Annotated in this window: 14 protein-coding genes; 8 read left to right on the top strand and 6 right to left on the bottom strand. The window is 62.1% G+C overall.

The window, feature by feature from the left end:
- Together OH764_RS07300 and OH764_RS07295 are read right to left on the bottom strand one after the other, a co-directional pair.
- Window positions 1-1,164 carry a DUF1501 domain-containing protein gene (locus OH764_RS07300; protein WP_498848553.1) on the bottom strand — a complete coding sequence of 388 codons (1,164 nt, stop codon included), beginning with the start codon at window positions 1,162-1,164 and terminating at the stop codon, window positions 1-3.
- A 452-nt stretch (window positions 1,165-1,616) separates the two neighbouring features.
- Window positions 1,617-1,943 (bottom strand): hypothetical protein, encoded by a 327-nt coding sequence (locus tag OH764_RS07295; protein ID WP_498848552.1) that lies wholly within the window; start codon window positions 1,941-1,943, stop codon window positions 1,617-1,619.
- A 229-nt stretch (window positions 1,944-2,172) separates the two neighbouring features.
- On the opposite strand from OH764_RS07295, the gene ompR reads away from it, so the two are divergent.
- The 4 genes from ompR to OH764_RS07275 all read left to right on the top strand — a co-directional run bounded on the left by ompR (window position 2,173) and on the right by OH764_RS07275 (window position 5,668).
- Window positions 2,173-2,907, top strand: a complete 735-nt coding sequence (gene ompR, locus OH764_RS07290) for an osmolarity response regulator transcription factor OmpR (RefSeq protein WP_006048917.1) — start codon at window positions 2,173-2,175, stop codon at window positions 2,905-2,907.
- Window positions 2,908-2,954: 47 nt separating this feature from the next.
- Window positions 2,955-4,304 (top strand): ATP-binding protein, encoded by a 1,350-nt coding sequence (locus OH764_RS07285; protein ID WP_020065895.1) that lies wholly within the window; start codon window positions 2,955-2,957, stop codon window positions 4,302-4,304.
- A 222-nt stretch (window positions 4,305-4,526) separates the two neighbouring features.
- On the top strand, window positions 4,527-5,075 hold the full coding sequence (locus tag OH764_RS07280) for a peroxiredoxin (protein ID WP_498848551.1): 549 nt from the start codon (window positions 4,527-4,529) through the stop codon (window positions 5,073-5,075).
- 74 nt (window positions 5,076-5,149) lie between these two features.
- Window positions 5,150-5,668, top strand: a complete 519-nt coding sequence (locus OH764_RS07275; protein ID WP_498848550.1) for a carboxymuconolactone decarboxylase family protein — start codon at window positions 5,150-5,152, stop codon at window positions 5,666-5,668.
- 104 nt (window positions 5,669-5,772) lie between these two features.
- Here OH764_RS07275 and ispF read toward each other — a convergent pair whose 3' ends face one another.
- Both ispF and ispD read right to left on the bottom strand, forming a co-directional pair.
- Entirely contained in the window at window positions 5,773-6,252 is a 480-nt protein-coding gene (ispF, locus tag OH764_RS07270) for a 2-C-methyl-D-erythritol 2,4-cyclodiphosphate synthase (protein ID WP_128594985.1), read from the bottom strand.
- A 45-nt stretch (window positions 6,253-6,297) separates the two neighbouring features.
- On the bottom strand, window positions 6,298-7,011 hold the full coding sequence (gene ispD / locus OH764_RS07265; RefSeq protein ID WP_087753283.1) for a 2-C-methyl-D-erythritol 4-phosphate cytidylyltransferase: 714 nt from the start codon (window positions 7,009-7,011) through the stop codon (window positions 6,298-6,300).
- A gap of 120 nt (window positions 7,012-7,131) precedes the next feature.
- Between ispD and mfd the strand changes: the two genes are divergently transcribed.
- The 4 genes from mfd to mscL all read left to right on the top strand — a co-directional run bounded on the left by mfd (window position 7,132) and on the right by mscL (window position 13,631).
- Window positions 7,132-10,614, top strand: coding sequence for a transcription-repair coupling factor (mfd, locus tag OH764_RS07260; protein ID WP_498848549.1), 3,483 nt, complete (start codon window positions 7,132-7,134; stop codon window positions 10,612-10,614).
- 118 nt (window positions 10,615-10,732) lie between these two features.
- On the top strand, window positions 10,733-11,983 hold the full coding sequence (gene argE / locus OH764_RS07255) for an acetylornithine deacetylase (RefSeq protein WP_498848548.1): 1,251 nt from the start codon (window positions 10,733-10,735) through the stop codon (window positions 11,981-11,983).
- A 68-nt stretch (window positions 11,984-12,051) separates the two neighbouring features.
- Entirely contained in the window at window positions 12,052-13,086 is a 1,035-nt protein-coding gene (locus tag OH764_RS07250; protein WP_498848547.1) for a threonine/serine dehydratase family protein, read from the top strand.
- A gap of 98 nt (window positions 13,087-13,184) precedes the next feature.
- A complete protein-coding gene (gene mscL / locus OH764_RS07245; RefSeq protein ID WP_498848546.1) occupies window positions 13,185-13,631 on the top strand; it encodes a large-conductance mechanosensitive channel protein MscL in 447 nt (148 codons plus the stop codon).
- A gap of 142 nt (window positions 13,632-13,773) precedes the next feature.
- Here the strand turns inward: mscL and OH764_RS07240 are convergent, their stop codons facing one another.
- Window positions 13,774-15,747: a hybrid sensor histidine kinase/response regulator gene (locus OH764_RS07240; RefSeq protein WP_498848545.1), complete on the bottom strand. Its 1,974-nt coding sequence runs from the start codon at window positions 15,745-15,747 to the stop codon at window positions 13,774-13,776.
- 50 nt (window positions 15,748-15,797) lie between these two features.
- A complete protein-coding gene (locus OH764_RS07235) occupies window positions 15,798-16,301 on the bottom strand; it encodes a response regulator (protein ID WP_498848544.1) in 504 nt (167 codons plus the stop codon).
- Between the last annotated feature and the right edge of the window lie 22 nt (window positions 16,302-16,323).

Here is a 16,323-nt window from a genome sequence, read left to right as displayed (position 1 = left end):
TCAGACGCGCAGCAAAGGCAGCGGCGCAAACTGCTGGCGCAGAATCGCCGCGGCATCGAGGCCCCACCATCTTGCAAGTACGGTGGCGTAGAGTCGGCGGAAGTCGACGGCGACCGCTAAGTTGCCATGGCCATCGAGCCGTCCAAGCTCCGGCGGCGCACCGTGCAAGCCCCCGAGCACACGTCCGCCCATCATGAAATGCGGCGCCGACGTGCCGTGATCAGTACCGTTGCTGTCGTTCTCTCGTGGATGCCGCCCGAACTCGCTATAAGTCATGACGAGCGTGTCGTTCCAACGGCCCAGTTCGATCAGCGCCGCTCTCATCGCTGTCAGGCCTTCGGCGAGTTGCTTCAACAATGTGCGGTGCCTGTACGGCTGGTTGCGATGCGTGTCGAAGCCGTTTACCGTCAGGCGAATCGCCGCAACGCCGCCGCGTTTGCCCGCTGCCGCGCGCGGCATGTCGTCGGCTTGAAGCATCCGCATTGCAATTTCAATCGACGCGCCAAACGCGCTGCAAGGAAACCCCGTCGTCAGCTGCGGCGCGCGTAGCATTGGCTTCGGCCTCGCGCCATCGTACGTCCTGGCTTTTGCGGCGCCAGGACCTTGTATTGGAGTTAGAAGAGTCCGCACACGAGCGCAGTTCGCGAGCGGTCCCATTTCAGCATTGCCAATGACCACGCCGTCTGCAGCGAAATCTGCGGGCAACGGTGCGCTTCTGAATGCTCGAGTGAGCCAGCCGTCGCGCAGATACTCGTCGGCGTGCGAAGCGGTGTCCCATATCTCTACCGAGCGGAAATGCGAGAGATTGGGCTGCGCGTAGCCGACGCCCTGGATAATCGCCAGTTGCCGGCTGTGCCAAAGCGGCATCAATGGTTCCAGTGACGGATGCAATGCCGTGCGGCCATCCAGTTGGATAACCTGCTCGCGCTTGATCCCGATCTTCTTGCGAAGCCGATAGTACGCAGCATCGGCGAATGGAATGACGGTGTTCAGGCCGTCGTTGCCGCCCTTCAACTCGACGAGGATCAGCAAGTTGCCGTATCCGGGACGCAGCGCGGGGAGCTCACTTGCGCTATGCGCGGCGGGCTGCGCGCGAACCGCACGAGGCAGCCACAGAGTCGCGCTGGCGGCGGCGCTCATCGAGAGAAAGCTGCGTCGTTTCATGTCGTACTCGCGTCGGTGACTTCTTGCGGTGCGGGCTCGGTTTTTCAGGCGATAAGCTGGGCCGGCCGGCAATGCGAAACTATGCGCTTTGCGGTCGAAATCTATGCGTGTACGAAGCCTACGCTCGTTGCTGCCGTGACGCATCTTGCGTGATTCGGCCACGCATCCACGTACCGTGTTGCTTCCCGCATTCGAAGCACGATGAGCACGATCAATGACATGAATGGACGACGGCTGCCTACGCCTGCTAGTCACGTAACATCTGAACGCAGCGGGCAAAACGCGAAGTGCCGGATGGAAACAGCGATACAAACAAACGAGAAGCGCGCGGGAAGCGCAGAACGAAAGCGCAAAAGAATCAGGACAGCGACAACGCCCAAACGCACATAAAGCGGCACATGAGGCAACGCGAGATCGAGGACAACCCCGCGCCCACAACGCAAGCCAAGCGCCTACCGTTTGTAAAGCTCGCGGACAGCGTCTTCGATGTGCTGTCTCAACAAACGACGTTCGTCTGGCGTCATATGTCCGTCACGCCGACGTTGATCGAGATCGGGGGGAACTGCCGTACGCAACATGGCGTCTGATGCAGGGCGCTCGACGATAGAACTGTGACGGCTTGCCTTTGAGTTGCCTGCCCTGGACGCGCGCTCGCTCGCAGCTCTGTCGGCCGAAGGCTGGGCGTGGGCGAGCGTCGGTCCCAATGTGCCTGCGAGTGTACCGGCAACCGCCAGTGCAATCACGCTCAGGCGCACATTCGGCCAGACCCCTCCCTTCATGTTGTTCCCTTCGTGGCGCGGCAACCGGCTACCTCAAATGCGTATGACAAACCCGGTAACGAGCCGGGCGCGTGGGTTTTAGTCGAGTGAAGTATCCACCGAACAGCCGCATTCAGTAAAGGAGTCTAACTGCCACCGCTTTACGTCGTGCCACAGTGCGGGTAAATTTTGTAACTGACTGTAACTCGATAAATGATGCGAACGCGCACCACTTTCTAATCGCGCTAAGATGCCGACCATGGAAACTAAAAACCCTTCGAAAATCCTCGTCGTCGACGACGATCCGCGACTGCGCGATCTGCTGCGCCGTTACCTCGGCGAGCAAGGCTTCAACGTGTACGTAGCCGAGAACGCGCCATCCATGAACAAGCTCTGGGTGCGTGAGCGGTTCGATCTGCTGGTGCTCGACCTCATGCTGCCGGGCGAGGACGGCCTTTCCATCTGCCGGCGCCTGCGCGGCAGCAACGACCGTACGCCGATCATCATGTTGACGGCCAAGGGCGAAGACGTCGACCGTATCGTCGGCCTTGAAATGGGTGCGGACGACTACTTGCCGAAGCCCTTCAATCCGCGTGAACTCGTCGCGCGCATTCACGCGGTGTTGCGCCGTCAGTCGCCGTCCGAACTGCCGGGCGCGCCGTCGGAAACTACCGAAGTCTTCGAGTTCGGCGAGTTCGCGCTGAATCTCGCCACCCGCACGCTCACCAAGGCCGGCCAGGAAATTCCGCTGACCACGGGCGAGTTCTCCGTGCTCAAGGTGTTCGCGCGTCATCCGCGCCAGCCGCTGTCGCGTGAAAAGCTGATGGAACTGGCTCGCGGCCGCGAGTACGAAGTGTTCGACCGCAGCCTCGACGTGCAGATTTCCCGTCTGCGCAAGCTGATTGAACCCGACCCGGGCAGCCCGCGCTTCATCCAGACCGTTTGGGGTCTGGGCTACGTGTTCATTCCCGACGGCGCAGCCTGAGTTTGATCACACCTCCTGCTTTTGCTTTCAGATAAGAAGAAGGGCCCATGCGGATCGACCGGCGCCTCCTGACGCTCGCGTTCGGCGGCCTTTTCTGGCGGACCTTTCTGTTGATCGCGCTGTTGATCGCAGTGAGTCTCGCCGCGTGGTTCCAGAGCTTCCGGGTGATCGAACGCGAGCCGCGCGCGCAGCGCGTGGCCTTGCAGCTCGTCGCGATCGTGAAGCTCACGCGCACCGCACTCCTCTATTCCGATCCCGATCTGCGGCGCGCTTTGCTGCAAGATCTGGAAAGCAATGAAGGGGTGCGCGTGTACCCGCGCGAAACAACCGACAAGTACAAGCTCCAGCCCGACGAGTCGCTGAACCGGCTGATCGAACACGACATTCGCGGCCGGCTCGGCGACGACACGGTGATCGCGCAAAGCGTCAACGACATTCCCGGCGTCTGGATCAGCTTCAAGATCGACGACGACGATTACTGGGTCGCGCTCGACCGCGATCAGCTCGACAACGCGACGGGCCTGCAATGGGCTGGCTGGGGCGTGTTCGCGCTGGCGCTGTCACTCTTTGGCGCAGCCTTCATCACGAGTCTCGTGAATCGCCCGTTCGCCCGTCTCGCGATGGCCGCGCGCAAGGTCGGCTCCGGGCAGTCGCCCGAACCGCTGCCCGAGCGCGGCATGGGCGTGGCCGCTGAAACCAATCGCAGTTTCAACCAGATGGTTCAGGACCTCGAACAGCTCGAAGCCGACCGCGCGCTGATGCTCGCCGGTATTTCGCACGACCTGCGCACGCCGCTCGCGCGGCTGCGGCTCGAAACGGAAATGAGTCCGTCGGACCAAAGCACGAAAGACGCAATGGTTGACGACATCGAGCAGATGGACATGATCATCGGCCGCTTTCTCGACTACGCGCGCCCCGTGCAACGTGTCCCGGAACCCGTCGATCTGTCCGTGATCGCGAGCGAGCTTGCGGCGCGCATGCAAAGCGAGGACAGCATGCGGCTGATCACGCGGCTCGCCCCGTCGGCGGTGATCGAAGCCGACGAGACGGATATGCGGCGCGTCGTCGGCAATCTGCTGGAAAACGCGCGCAAGTATGGTTTGAGCGATGGCGACGGCATCCCGCATGTGATCCTGGAAACGCGTGTGTCGCATTCACGCGTGGAACTGTCGGTGGTGGACGAAGGCCCCGGCATTCCGGAAGATCAGTTGGCGCTCGTCACACGTCCCTTCTATCGCGTGAATTCGGCGCGCACTCAGGCGAACGGCACGGGTCTCGGCATGGCGATCGTGCAGCGGCTCGTCGGCCGTTATCGGGGCGCCTTGCGGTTGCGTAATCGCACGCCCGGCCCGGGCCTGGAAGTCACGATCGAGTTCCCACTCGCCAAGGGCGCCTAAGAGAGAGTTGCGGCCGGCGCTCGCATCACAACGCACGTCGGGCACGCGCGACCCACGCACTCTCGATGCCCGCTCCGTTGAATAATAACTATCCGAGTCGTTAGGAAAAAACTATTGAGGTGATAGTTCAATAGAGCTATAGTGAAAAGCCTGTCACGCGCTCGTGATGACGCGCTGGTAGCCTCAGCATGCTTTTTTTCCAACACACGAAGGAGCACTCGCATGAAAACCGTTGGCGACAAACTCGAAGCGTTCACCGTCACCGCTGCCAAGCCTGGCTTCAACAATCACGAGGAAAACGGCGCCTCGGCGTTCGACGAAATCACGGAGCAGTCGTTCCCGGGCAAGTGGAAAATCATCTACTTCTACCCGAAGGATTTCACGTTCGTGTGCCCCACAGAAATCGTCGAGTTCGGCAAGCTGGCGAAAGACTTCGAAGAGCGTGACGCCGTGCTGCTAGGCGGCAGCGTCGACAATGAATTCGTGAAACTCGCGTGGCGCCGCGAGCATAAGGATCTGAGCAAGCTGAACCACTATTCGTTCGGCGACGTGAAGGGCGAGCTGATCGACCAGCTCGGCGTGCGCGACAAGGAAGCGGGCGTGGCGCTCCGCGCAACGTTCATCGTCGATCCGGACAACACGATCCAGCACGTGTCGGTCAACAACCTGAACGTCGGCCGCAATCCGGAAGAAGTGCTACGTATTCTCGACGGCTTGCAGACGGACGAACTCTGTCCGTGCAACCGGGCAGTCGGCGGCGCAACGCTGTAAGCCGTGCCGACCCGAGCCCGCCACGCTTGAAAAAGCCGCGGGCTTTTTTATCGACAACCCGATAGGAGATGACAATGGAGTTCTTGTCTTCCATTAAGGCGCTCATACCCGACTACGCGAAAGACATCCGCCTGAACCTGGACGGCACGATTGCGCGTTCGTCGCTCGAGGGCAACGACGCCGTCGGCGTCGCGCTGGCCGCCGCCTTCGCCGCCAAAAGCAACGTCATCGTCAACGCAATTCGCAACGCGGGCGTGCTCTCTCCTGAAGAGACGAACGGCGCGCTGACCGCCGCCGCGGTGATGGGCATGAATAACGTCTGGTATCCGTATGTCGAGATGGCGGAGAACGCGGATCTGAAATCGCAACCGGCGCAGTTACGCATGAACGCCTATGCGTCTCACGGCGGCGTGGACAAGCGGCGCTTCGAGATGTACGCGCTGGCCGCTTCGATCATCGGCAAGTGTCACTTCTGCGTGAAGTCGCACTTCGACACGTTGATCGCCGAAGGCATGAGCTCGACGCAGTTGCGCGACGTAGGTCGCATCGCGGCAGTGGTCAATGCGGCTGCGCAGTGCATTGCCGCCGAATAAGCTAGCGGCTTGCGGGTTTGCCTCGCCTTGACTTGGGCAGCGGGGCAGCGGCGAGCTTGGCCGCCGCGCGCCCGCCGCCTGATGTGTCAATGTCAACGGGCGCATCAGCCCTTGATCAGCAACACCACGGCTTGCGCTTCTATGCCCTCGCCTCGGCCGAGATAGCCGAGCTTCTCATTGGTCTTGGCTTTGACATTGACCTTGTCCGTCGGGAGGCCGAGGTCGGCGGCAATGTTCGCGCGCATGCCTTCGATATGCGGTGCGAGCTTGGGCGCCTGCGCCACCACGCTGCTGTCCACGTTCGCAATCGCGAAGCCTGCTGCCTTCACGCGAGCCACGCACTCGCGCAGCAAAACGCGGCTATCGGCGCCGGCGAACTTCGCATCCGTATCGGAGAAGTGACGGCCGATATCGCCCATCGCGGCGGCGCCGAACAAAGCGTCGGTGATCGCGTGCAACAGCACGTCGGCATCCGAATGGCCGAGCAAGCCCCGCTCGTACGGAATCGTCACGCCGCCAATAATCAACGGACGCCCCGGCACCAGCGCATGCACGTCATACCCTTGCCCAATTCTGAAATCCATCTGCGTCAAGCCCTCAAGTCCGTTCAGTAAAAATGAAATCACTCATCACGATGCCGAAGTGCGCAGCAGGATCGCTTCGGCGAGATCGAAGTCTTCTGGATAGGTCACCTTGAAGTTTCGCAAGCTGCCTTGCACCAGCTTCGGCGCATGCCCGGCCCATTCGATTGCGCTTGCTTCGTCGGTCAGGTCGTGCCCGTCGGCCTGCGCGCGCAAGATCGCTTCGCGCAACATGCCGATGCGGAACATCTGCGGCGTTTGCGCCTGCCACAAGCCGTCGCGCGATTCGGTGCGGGCAATGCGTCCGTCCGCCGATGCCTTGTCGATCCGCTTTAACGTGTCCGCAACCGGCAACGCCATGATGCCGCCTACCGCATCGTCCCTGAGCGCGCCCGTCAGCGTTCGGATCAGGTGAGGCGTGATGCCCGGTCGGGCCGCGTCGTGCACGAGCACCCAGTCGTCGTCGCGCGCGTTGAATTCGGTGAGCGCATGCAGGCCGTTGAGCACCGACGCCTGGCGCGATGCCCCGCCGCACCGGCGCACAGCAAAACGCAAGCCGCCGAAGCGGCGCGCGTCGAAGTGCTGGTCGTCAGGCGCGATGACGACGAGCGTCTGTGCGAACTCACTGCAGGCGTCGAACGCGGCGAGCGAATAATGCAACATGTCGCGGCCGGCCACAGTGCGATATTGTTTGGGCATCGCGGCGCCAGAACGGCTGCCGGTGCCTGCGCACGGAATCAGGGCAAATAGACGGGAAGTCACGAGTGCGGATGCCGCGAGGTCAAAGTAAAGGACGGATTTTATAATAGGTCCTTCGCATCCACGCCCCGACACGCGTAAACTTGGCCGTTCGTGTGAGCCCGAGGCCGCCTTTTCTCTTCTATGCCAGACATCGCCGCATCATCGCAGTACTCCCCGCCCGTCGCGCTCGTCAAAGCCGGCCAGCGTTTCGCCTTCGACGGCACGCACGGCTCGTCCGACGCGCTGCTGATCGCCCGCTACCATCTCGCCTACCGTGAGAAGGTGCCGCTGCTCGCCGTCGTGTGCGAAAGCGCCGTGGACGCGCAGCGCCTGTCGCAGGAAATCGGCTTTTTCGCGCCGCAGGCGCGCGTGCGTCTGTTGCCCGACTGGGAAACGCTGCCTTACGACACTTTTTCGCCGCACCAGGACCTGGTATCCGAGCGCCTCGCCACGCTGCACGATCTCGGCGAAGGCCGTTGCGACATCCTGCTCGTGCCCGCCACCACGGCGTTGTACCGGATGCCGCCGGCGTCGTTTCTCGCGGCCTACACGTTCTCGTTCTCGCAGGGCGAACGCCTCGACGAGGCGAAGCTGAAGGCCCAACTGACACTGGCCGGCTACGAACACGTGAGCCAGGTGGTGCGTCCGGGCGAGTACTGCGTGCGCGGCTCACTGCTCGACCTTTATCCAATGGGTTCGCCGTTGCCGTACCGGATCGACCTGTTCGACGACCAGGTCGACTCGATCCGTGCGTTCGACCCCGACACACAGCGCAGCCTGTATCCGGTGAAAGACGTGCGTCTGCTGCCCGGCCGCGAGTTTCCGTTCGACGAAGCCGCGCGCACCGCGTTTCGCAGCCGCTGGCGCGAGACCTTCGAAGGTGATCCGAGCCGCGCGTCGATCTATAAGGACATCGGTAACGGCGTGCCGTCGGCGGGCATCGAATATTATTTGCCGCTTTTCTTCGACGACACCGCCACGCTGTTCCACTATTTGCCGCAAGGCGCGCAGCTGGCGTTCATCGGCGATCTGGACGCGGCGATCCGGCGCTTTGGCAACGACACCAAGCAGCGCTACAACTTCCTGTCGCACGACCGCGACCGGCCCATTCTCGAACCGCAGCGGCTGTTCCTGACGGACGAAGACTTCTTCACGCTCGCGAAACCGTTCGCGCGGCTCGTGCTGCCGGCCAACGCGGGTGGCGGCTGGTCGACGCCGCTGCCGAATCTGGCGATCGACCGTCACGCGGAAGACCCCGTATCGGCGTTGCGGACCTACCTCGACACCACGCCGAACCGCGTCCTGTTCGCCGCCGAATCGGCGGGTCGACGCGAAACGCTATTGCAACTGCTCGCGGACAACCATCTGAAGCCCGCGTCGAGCGACAGCTTCCAGGACTGGCTGACGGGCGACGCGCCTTTTTCGCTCGGCGTCGCGCCGCTCGCGAACGGCTTTGCGGTGCCCGTTGACGGCATTGCGATCATCACCGAGACCGAGCTTTATGGGCCGCTCGCGCGGCGCGCCGGTCGGCGCCGCCAGGAACAGGCGAGCAACGTCGATTCGATGGTGCGCGATCTGTCGGAGCTCAAGGTCGGCGATCCGGTCGTGCATTCGCAGCACGGCATAGGCCGTTACATGGGCCTCGTCACCATGGACCTCGGCGAAGGCGAGACCGAATTTCTGCATCTCGAATACGCGGGCGACAGCAAGCTCTACGTGCCGGTCGCGCAGTTGCACGTGATCTCGCGCTACAGCGGTGCCGATCCCGAAAGCGCGCCGTTGCATTCGCTCGGCTCGGGTCAATGGGAAAAGGCCAAACGCAAGGCAGCCCAGCAGATTCGCGACACCGCCGCTGAACTGCTCAATCTGTACGCGCGCCGCGCCGCCCGTTCCGGCCACGCGTTCGCGCTCGAACCGAAAGACTACGTGAAGTTCGCCGAGAGCTTTGGCTTCGAGGAAACGCCCGACCAGGCCGCGGCGATCGCAGCCGTGATCGGCGACATGACGAGCGGCAAGCCAATGGACCGCCTCGTTTGTGGCGACGTGGGCTTCGGCAAGACCGAAGTTGCGCTGCGCGCGGCGTTTATTGCTGTCATGGGCGGCAAGCAGGTCGCGCTGCTCTCGCCCACTACGCTCCTCGCCGAACAGCACACGCAGACCTTCACGGACCGCTTCTCCGACTGGCCGGTGCGAATCGCCGAACTGTCGCGCTTCAAGTCGACCAAGGAAGTCAACGCGGCGATCCAGCAGATCAACGAAGGCAGCGTCGACATTGTGATCGGCACGCACAAACTGCTGTCGTCGGACGTGCAGTTCAAGCGGCTCGGGCTCGTGATCATCGACGAGGAACATCGCTTCGGCGTGCGGCAGAAAGAGGCGCTCAAAGCGTTGCGCGCCGAAGTGGATGTTCTCACGCTCACCGCCACGCCGATCCCGCGTACGCTCGGCATGGCGCTCGAAGGCCTGCGCGACTTTTCTGTTATCGCGACTGCGCCGCAAAAGCGTCTGGCGATCAAAACGTTCGTGCGTCGCGAGGAAGAAAGCGTGATTCGCGAAGCGATGTTGCGCGAACTTAAGCGCGGCGGCCAGGTGTACTTCCTGCACAACGAAGTCGAGACGATCGAGAATCGCCGGCAAATGCTCGAAGCGCTCGTCCCCGAGGCACGCATCGCGGTCGCACACGGGCAGATGCACGAGCGTGAACTCGAACGCGTGATGCGTGACTTCGTCGCGCAACGCGCGAACGTGTTGCTGTGCACGACGATTATCGAAACCGGCATCGACGTGCCGAGTGCGAACACGATCCTGATTCATCGCTCGGACAAGTTCGGCCTCGCGCAACTGCATCAGCTGCGCGGGCGCGTGGGACGCTCGCATCACCAGGCGTACGCGTATCTGCTCGTGCACGATCCGCAAGGGCTGACCAAGCAGGCGCAACGCCGTCTGGAAGCGATCCAGCAGATGGAAGAACTCGGCTCGGGTTTCTATCTGGCCATGCACGATCTGGAGATTCGCGGCACGGGCGAAGTGCTCGGCGACAAGCAATCGGGTGAGATTCACGAGATCGGCTTTCAGCTTTACACCGACATGCTCAACGACGCAGTGAAGGCGCTCAAGGACGGCAAGGAACCCGACCTCACCGCGCCGCTCGCCGCCACGACAGAGATCAACCTGCACGCGCCGGCGATTCTTCCTGCCGACTATTGCGGCGACGTGCAGGAGCGTCTGTCGCTATACAAGCGCCTCGCGAATTGCGAGCACAGCGATGCAATCGACGGCATTCAGGAAGAACTGATCGATCGCTTCGGCAAATTGCCGCCGCAAGCGCATGCACTCGTGGAGACGCATCGTCTGAGACTGGCGGCCAAGCCGTTGGGCATCTCGAAGATCGACGCGGGCGAAGCAGTGATCGGTCTGCAATTCATTCCGAATCCGCCAATCGACGCGATGCGTATCATCGAGATGGTGCAGAAGCACAAGCACATCAAACTGGCCGGTCAGGACAAGCTGCGTATCGAAACACGCAGTCCCGATCTTGCAGTGCGAGTGGCTACCGTCAAGGAAACCTTGCGGGCGTTGGGATCGCCAAGCCGGGGCACCGCAACGGCGGCCGCGGCGCGTTAGAAAAACTCGGTAAGTCTAGCGTTTTCCGGCAATGCTGCGGCGCGCAAAACGCGCGCCGCAGCATACGGGGCGGCTTTTTTTGGGTATGATCGAAAGACTCAAATGCCGGAGTCTTGTCATGTCTCACGTCGCTGATTCAGCGCAGTCCTCGCAAACAGCCGCAACTGCTTCGTCCGATTCCGCCTCTGGCACCACGCCTGTCTCGCTTCCCTGGGTCACCCGTCTCGTGTCGATGGACACGGTAAGCCGCAATCCGAATCTCGGTCTGATCGAAACCGTGCGCGACGAATTGCGCGCGCTCGGCATTGAAGGCACGCTCACGCACGACGCCAGCGGCAAATGGGCCAACCTGTTCGCCACGATCCCCGCACACGACGGCGAAACGAATGGCGGCGTGGTGTTGTCGGGCCATACCGACGTGGTGCCCGTCGACGGTCAGCAGTGGGACAGCGATCCGTTCAAGCCGGAAATTCGTGGTGACAAGCTTTATGGCCGCGGCACTTGCGACATGAAGGGCTTTATCGGCGCGGCGCTTGCGCTCGTGCCCGACATGCAGCGCGCAAAGCTCGCCAAGCCGATTCACTTCGCACTTTCATTCGACGAAGAAGTGGGCTGCGCGGGCGCGCCGCTCCTGATCGCCGACCTGATGAAACGCGGCGTGAAGCCGGACGGCTGCATCGTGGGCGAGCCGACGAGCATGCGGCCCATCGTGGCGCACAAGGGCATCAACGCATACCAGTGCTGCGTGCGTGGCCAGGCGGCCCACTCGTCGCTGACGCCGAAAGGCTTGAATGCGATCGAATACGCGGCGCGACTCATCTGTTATATCCGCGACATGGCCGATCAGTTCCGCGAGCAAGGCCCGTTCGACGAACTGTACGACGTGCCGTTCACCACCGCGCAAACCAGCACGATTGTCGGCGGCAACGCAATCAATACAGTGCCGGCCGAGTGCAAGTTCCAGTTCGAATTCCGCAATCTGCCCACGCTCGACCCCGAGCCGATCTTCGCGCGTATCGCCCAGTACGCACGCGAAACACTGTTGCCGAAAATGTTGCGCGAGCATCCATTGGCGGCAATCGAGATTACGAAGATCGCCGCGGCGCCCGGACTTGATTCGTCGGAGCAGGCAGCCATCACGCAACTCGTGCGCGCGCTGACCGCGGACCAGGACAAGCGCAAGGTCGCTTACGGCACAGAAGCCGGGCTCTTTTCGCTAGCGGGTATTCCGAGCATCGTGTGCGGGCCCGGCGACATTCAGCAGGCGCACAAGGCGAATGAATTCGTCGCTCTGGATCAACTCGTGCAGTGTGAACGCTTCTTGCACAAGTTCATTCGCAGCATGTCCGTCGAAGCGCATGCGCACTGAAACCGCCGCTTGAGCAACGAGAAGCCACACTTTCACTATCGCCCGCCTCTCTCATCTCGCCCACGCTTATGTCAACCGCCACGCCGCAGCACACCGACCATACGATCGACGGCGAGCCGATCCCCACTCTCGACGACATCGCCGCGCAGCACTTCGCGCTGACGCCGTGGGTGGCTCGAACGCCGGTGTTCGACAGGCTCGACTTCGCGTCGCTCGAAGGCACGGTGGTGAACTTCAAGTTCGAACTGCTGCAAGCGGGCGGTAGCTTCAAGGCGCGGGGCGCGTTCACGAACCTGCTCGCACTCGATGAAGCACAACGCAGCGCGGGCGTGACGTGCGTGTCGGGCGGCAATCATGCCGTGGCCGTCGCGTATGCGGCCATGCGGCTCGGCATCAGCGCGAAAGTGGTGCTGTTTCGTGCGGCGAATCCGGCGCGCGTCGCCCTGTGCCGGCAATACCGCGCGGAAATCGTGTTCGCCGAAGATCTTGCGGAAGCTTTCGAGCTCGTGCGCCGCATCGAGGCCGAAGAAGGCCGCTATTTCGTGCACCCGTTCAACGGTTATCGCACGGTGCTCGGCTCCGCCACACTCGGCTACGAATGGAGCACGCAAACGCCCGACCTGGAAGCCGTGATCGTGCCTATCGGCGGCGGCGGTCTCGCGGCCGGAGTGGCCACGGCTATGCGGCTCGCGAATCCGGGCGTGCACGTGTTCGGTGTCGAGCCGGAAGGCGCCGATGCAATGGGAAAAAGCTTCGCCGCCAATCACACGGTCAAGATGGGCCACATGCACAGCATTGCGGATTCATTGATGGCGCCGCATACCGAGCAATACAGCTATGAGTTGTGCCGCCGCCATATCGACGAACTCGTGACGGTTTCAGACGATCAACTCTGCGCGGCCATGCTCACGTTGTTCGGACAACTGAAGCTCGCCGTCGAGCCCGCCTGCGCCGCCGCCACGGCAGCGCTGTTAGGACCGCTGCGCGAGAAGCTGCAAGGCAAACGCGTGGGCGTCCTGCTGTGTGGCACGAACACGGACCCGGTCACTTTTTCTGCGCATATCGAACGCGCTCGCCAAGGCATGTCACAGTTTCCGACGTAAGAAACAGTCCTCGTCTTTCTGGGTTTTCCTGGCCGAAGGGCTGGCCTATCTGTCTGAGATTGGTATGATTTGGTCATCGATATCCAGGAGGAAACCCTATGAGCATGGTCAAGGAATTCAAGGAATTTGCCCTTAAAGGCAACGTGATGGATCTCGCGGTGGGTGTCATCATCGGCGGCGCGTTCTCCACCATCGTCAATTCAGTTGTGAAAGACCTGATCATGCCGGTGGTCGGCGTCGCTACGGGCGGCCTCGACTTTTCAAACAAATTCATTCGGCTCGGCGCCATTCCGGCGAGCTTCAAAGGCAGCCCCGAGTCGTATAAAGACCTGCAGACGGCGGGCGTTGCGGTCTTCGGTTACGGCTCGTTCATTACCGTGGCCATTAACTTCGTCATTCTGGCGTTCATCATTTTCCTGATGGTGAAGTTCATCAACAATCTGCGCAAGCCGGCCGATGCCGCGCCGTCCGAACCGCCGCCGCCGCCCGAAGACGTGCTGCTGTTGCGTGAGATTCGCGACTCGCTGAAGAACTCGCCGCGCTAAGACGGCGGTAAGGCGAAGCGCCACCGCACTATTCACCCAGTAAAAAGGCCTGTTGCGATGCACTCGCAACAGGCCTTTGCTTTCGATAGCCGCTCACAGCAGTTGTTCTGCGATTTCGCGACTTCACAATTCGCGTCGCGCCTTACGCCCGCTTTTGTGCCTTCAGATTGATCGCGCTCTCGATCATCGCTTCGAGCTGCGCGAAATTGACCGGCTTCGTCAAATGCGAGGTGAAACCGGCGGCGAGGCAGCGGCGTACATCCTCGTCGGTACCAAAACCGGTCAGCGCAACCGCGGGCGCATCCCAATGCTCGCGATACGCCATGATGAAGTCGAGGCCAGTGCCGTCGGGCAAGCCGACGTCGCTGATAACCAGATCGAACTCCTGCAACTGCGTGGCAGCCAGTGCGTCGTCCACACGGCCCACCGTCGTGACGTCGTGGCCGAGTGTGCGAATCAGTTGCGCCATGACCTCGGCCGTATCCACGTGATCCTCGATCAGCAGAATGTTCAGCACGCCCGCAGGATGCACATGCTCGGGCAATACCGCCTGCAACCTTTGCGCAGGCGCCGCCGCTGTCGGCAGCGTGATCGTGAACGTCGCGCCGCAATGCGGGCCTGGGCTTTGGGCCGTGACCGTGCCGCCATGCACGTCCGTTAGCGCCTTCGTGATCGCGAGGCCCAGACCTAGCCCGCCGAACTGCCGCGTCATGTTTTGATCGCCCTGCTCGAACGCGTTGAACAGCTTGCCAATCTGTTCCGGCTCGATGCCGATGCCCGTGTCTTCGACGCAGATCTGCACATGCATGCGCTCATCGCGCGTGCGCACGTAGATGTGTCCACCGTCAGGCGTGAACTTCGCGGCGTTGCGAATCAGGTTCCATAGCATCTGCTGCAGGCGCGCGCGATCGGCAAGCACGTAGTGATGCTGCGCGTCCTTGTGCACATGCACGTCCTGCTGCTTGACCTGGATCTCGCTGCGAAAAAGCTCGAGCACGCTGTCTATCACCTCGTGCACGTCGACCGTTTCGAGCGACAGGCGCAGCTTGCCGTTGGCCACGCGCGTAAGGTCGAGCAGATCGTCGATCAGACGCGCCTCCAGTTCGACATTGCGGCGGATCATGCGCACGCTCGAGCGCGCCTGATCCGGCAGGTCGGGAATCATCTCGAGCACGCTTGCACCGGCCAGCACAGGTGTGAGCGGCGTGCGCAACTCGTGCGAGAGCATCGCGAGGAAGCGGTCTTTCGCGCGATTCGCTTCTTCGGCGATCTGCCGCGCCGCCTGTTCAGAAGCGAGAAGCCGTTCGCGTTCCTGCATGGCTTCGCGCTCCGAATGAACATCTGTGCAACTGCCGAACCATTTGCTGAAGTTGCCTTCAGTGTTGCGCGTCGCGACCATGCGCGCATCGAACCAGCGGTACTCGCCGTCGTGGCGGCGTATGCGCAGCTCGTGCCGATAAGTGCCCGCATTGCTCGCCACCGCTTTTAGCCAGCTGCGGCGAACTTCTTCGCGATCGTCCGGATGCACGGCGTCGAGCCAGGCCAAACCATGCGAACTGTTCTCACCAAGGCCGGTGTAGTCGTACCACTGCTTTGACAGGAAATCGCAGTCGCCGGACGCATTGCAGGTGAGCACGAGGTGTGGCAGCGCTTCCGACAGGTTGCGGTAATGCTGCTCTCGGTCACGCAGTAGCAATGCTTCTTCCGACGCACGCTGCAAGCGCACTTGCGACAGAACCCGCTCCACTGCTTCGGGCAGGTAATCGAGGTAATCGCCCGACTTGGGCACCACGTCGGACACGCCTGCGCGCAATGCCTCGATTACGCGTGACTCGTCTGTAAAACCTGTCACGAGGATGGCGGGAATCCGCACGCCTTCCGAGCGCAACCGGCGGAAAAAGTCGAGGCCCGTTTGCGGCCCGCTCAGTTGATAGTCGAGCACGAGCAGGTCCAGGCCGCCGTCGGCGAGCCGCTCGCGAGCCGCCTCGACGCTTGCGCAGACCGCAACCCGGCAGCCGGCGCGTTCGAGCGACTTGCGCGCGAGCCGCAAGATGCCCTCGTCGTCATCGACGACGAGAACACATGCTGCGGGCGGCGGGGACACTTCTTCGGTCATGCGCGAGTCGCGGTCAGTAGGTCTGGAGAGTATGTGGCAATGCTGTCAAGTCATGACGACGCAGTGAAGCGATGCCCGGACGGCAGCTTGACCACCTGCAGGAAGAAGCCGAGGCGACGTACCGCTTCAATAAACGCATCGTACTCGACCGGCTTCGTAATATAGACATTGCAGCCGAGTTCATAGCATCGCGCGATTTCGCGCGGGTCGTCTGTGGTGGTTAGCACAATCACGGGCACGGGCGCCGTGTGTGGCGACTCCTTCAGACGCCGCAACACCTCGAAGCCATCGACGCGCGGCATCTTCAGGTCCAGCAGCACGACAGAATTCCTCAGATCTTCGGCATTGGCATGACGGCTTGTGACGCTCCCGCCCGCTGCAGAGGCGCAGTCGGCCGCGTCCGTGCCGAAAAAATAATCGAGCGCCTGCTGACCGTCCCGAAAGCGCACGAAGCCGTTCGAGATGCCGGCACGGCGCAGATTTCGCTCGACGAGCGTGGCATGGCCGTCGTCGTCTTCGATCAGAATGATGCTCACCGTCTCCCCGTGACTCATATGCCCTCCATTCTGTCGGTTC

The sequence above is a fragment of the Burkholderia sp. M6-3 genome, from assembly GCF_050858985.1.
In the GTDB taxonomy this organism is placed as follows: Bacteria; Pseudomonadota; Gammaproteobacteria; order Burkholderiales; family Burkholderiaceae; genus Paraburkholderia; species Paraburkholderia caledonica.
The sequence above is the reverse complement of the archived record's forward strand: the minus strand, read 5'-3'. Positions and strand labels throughout refer to the sequence as shown.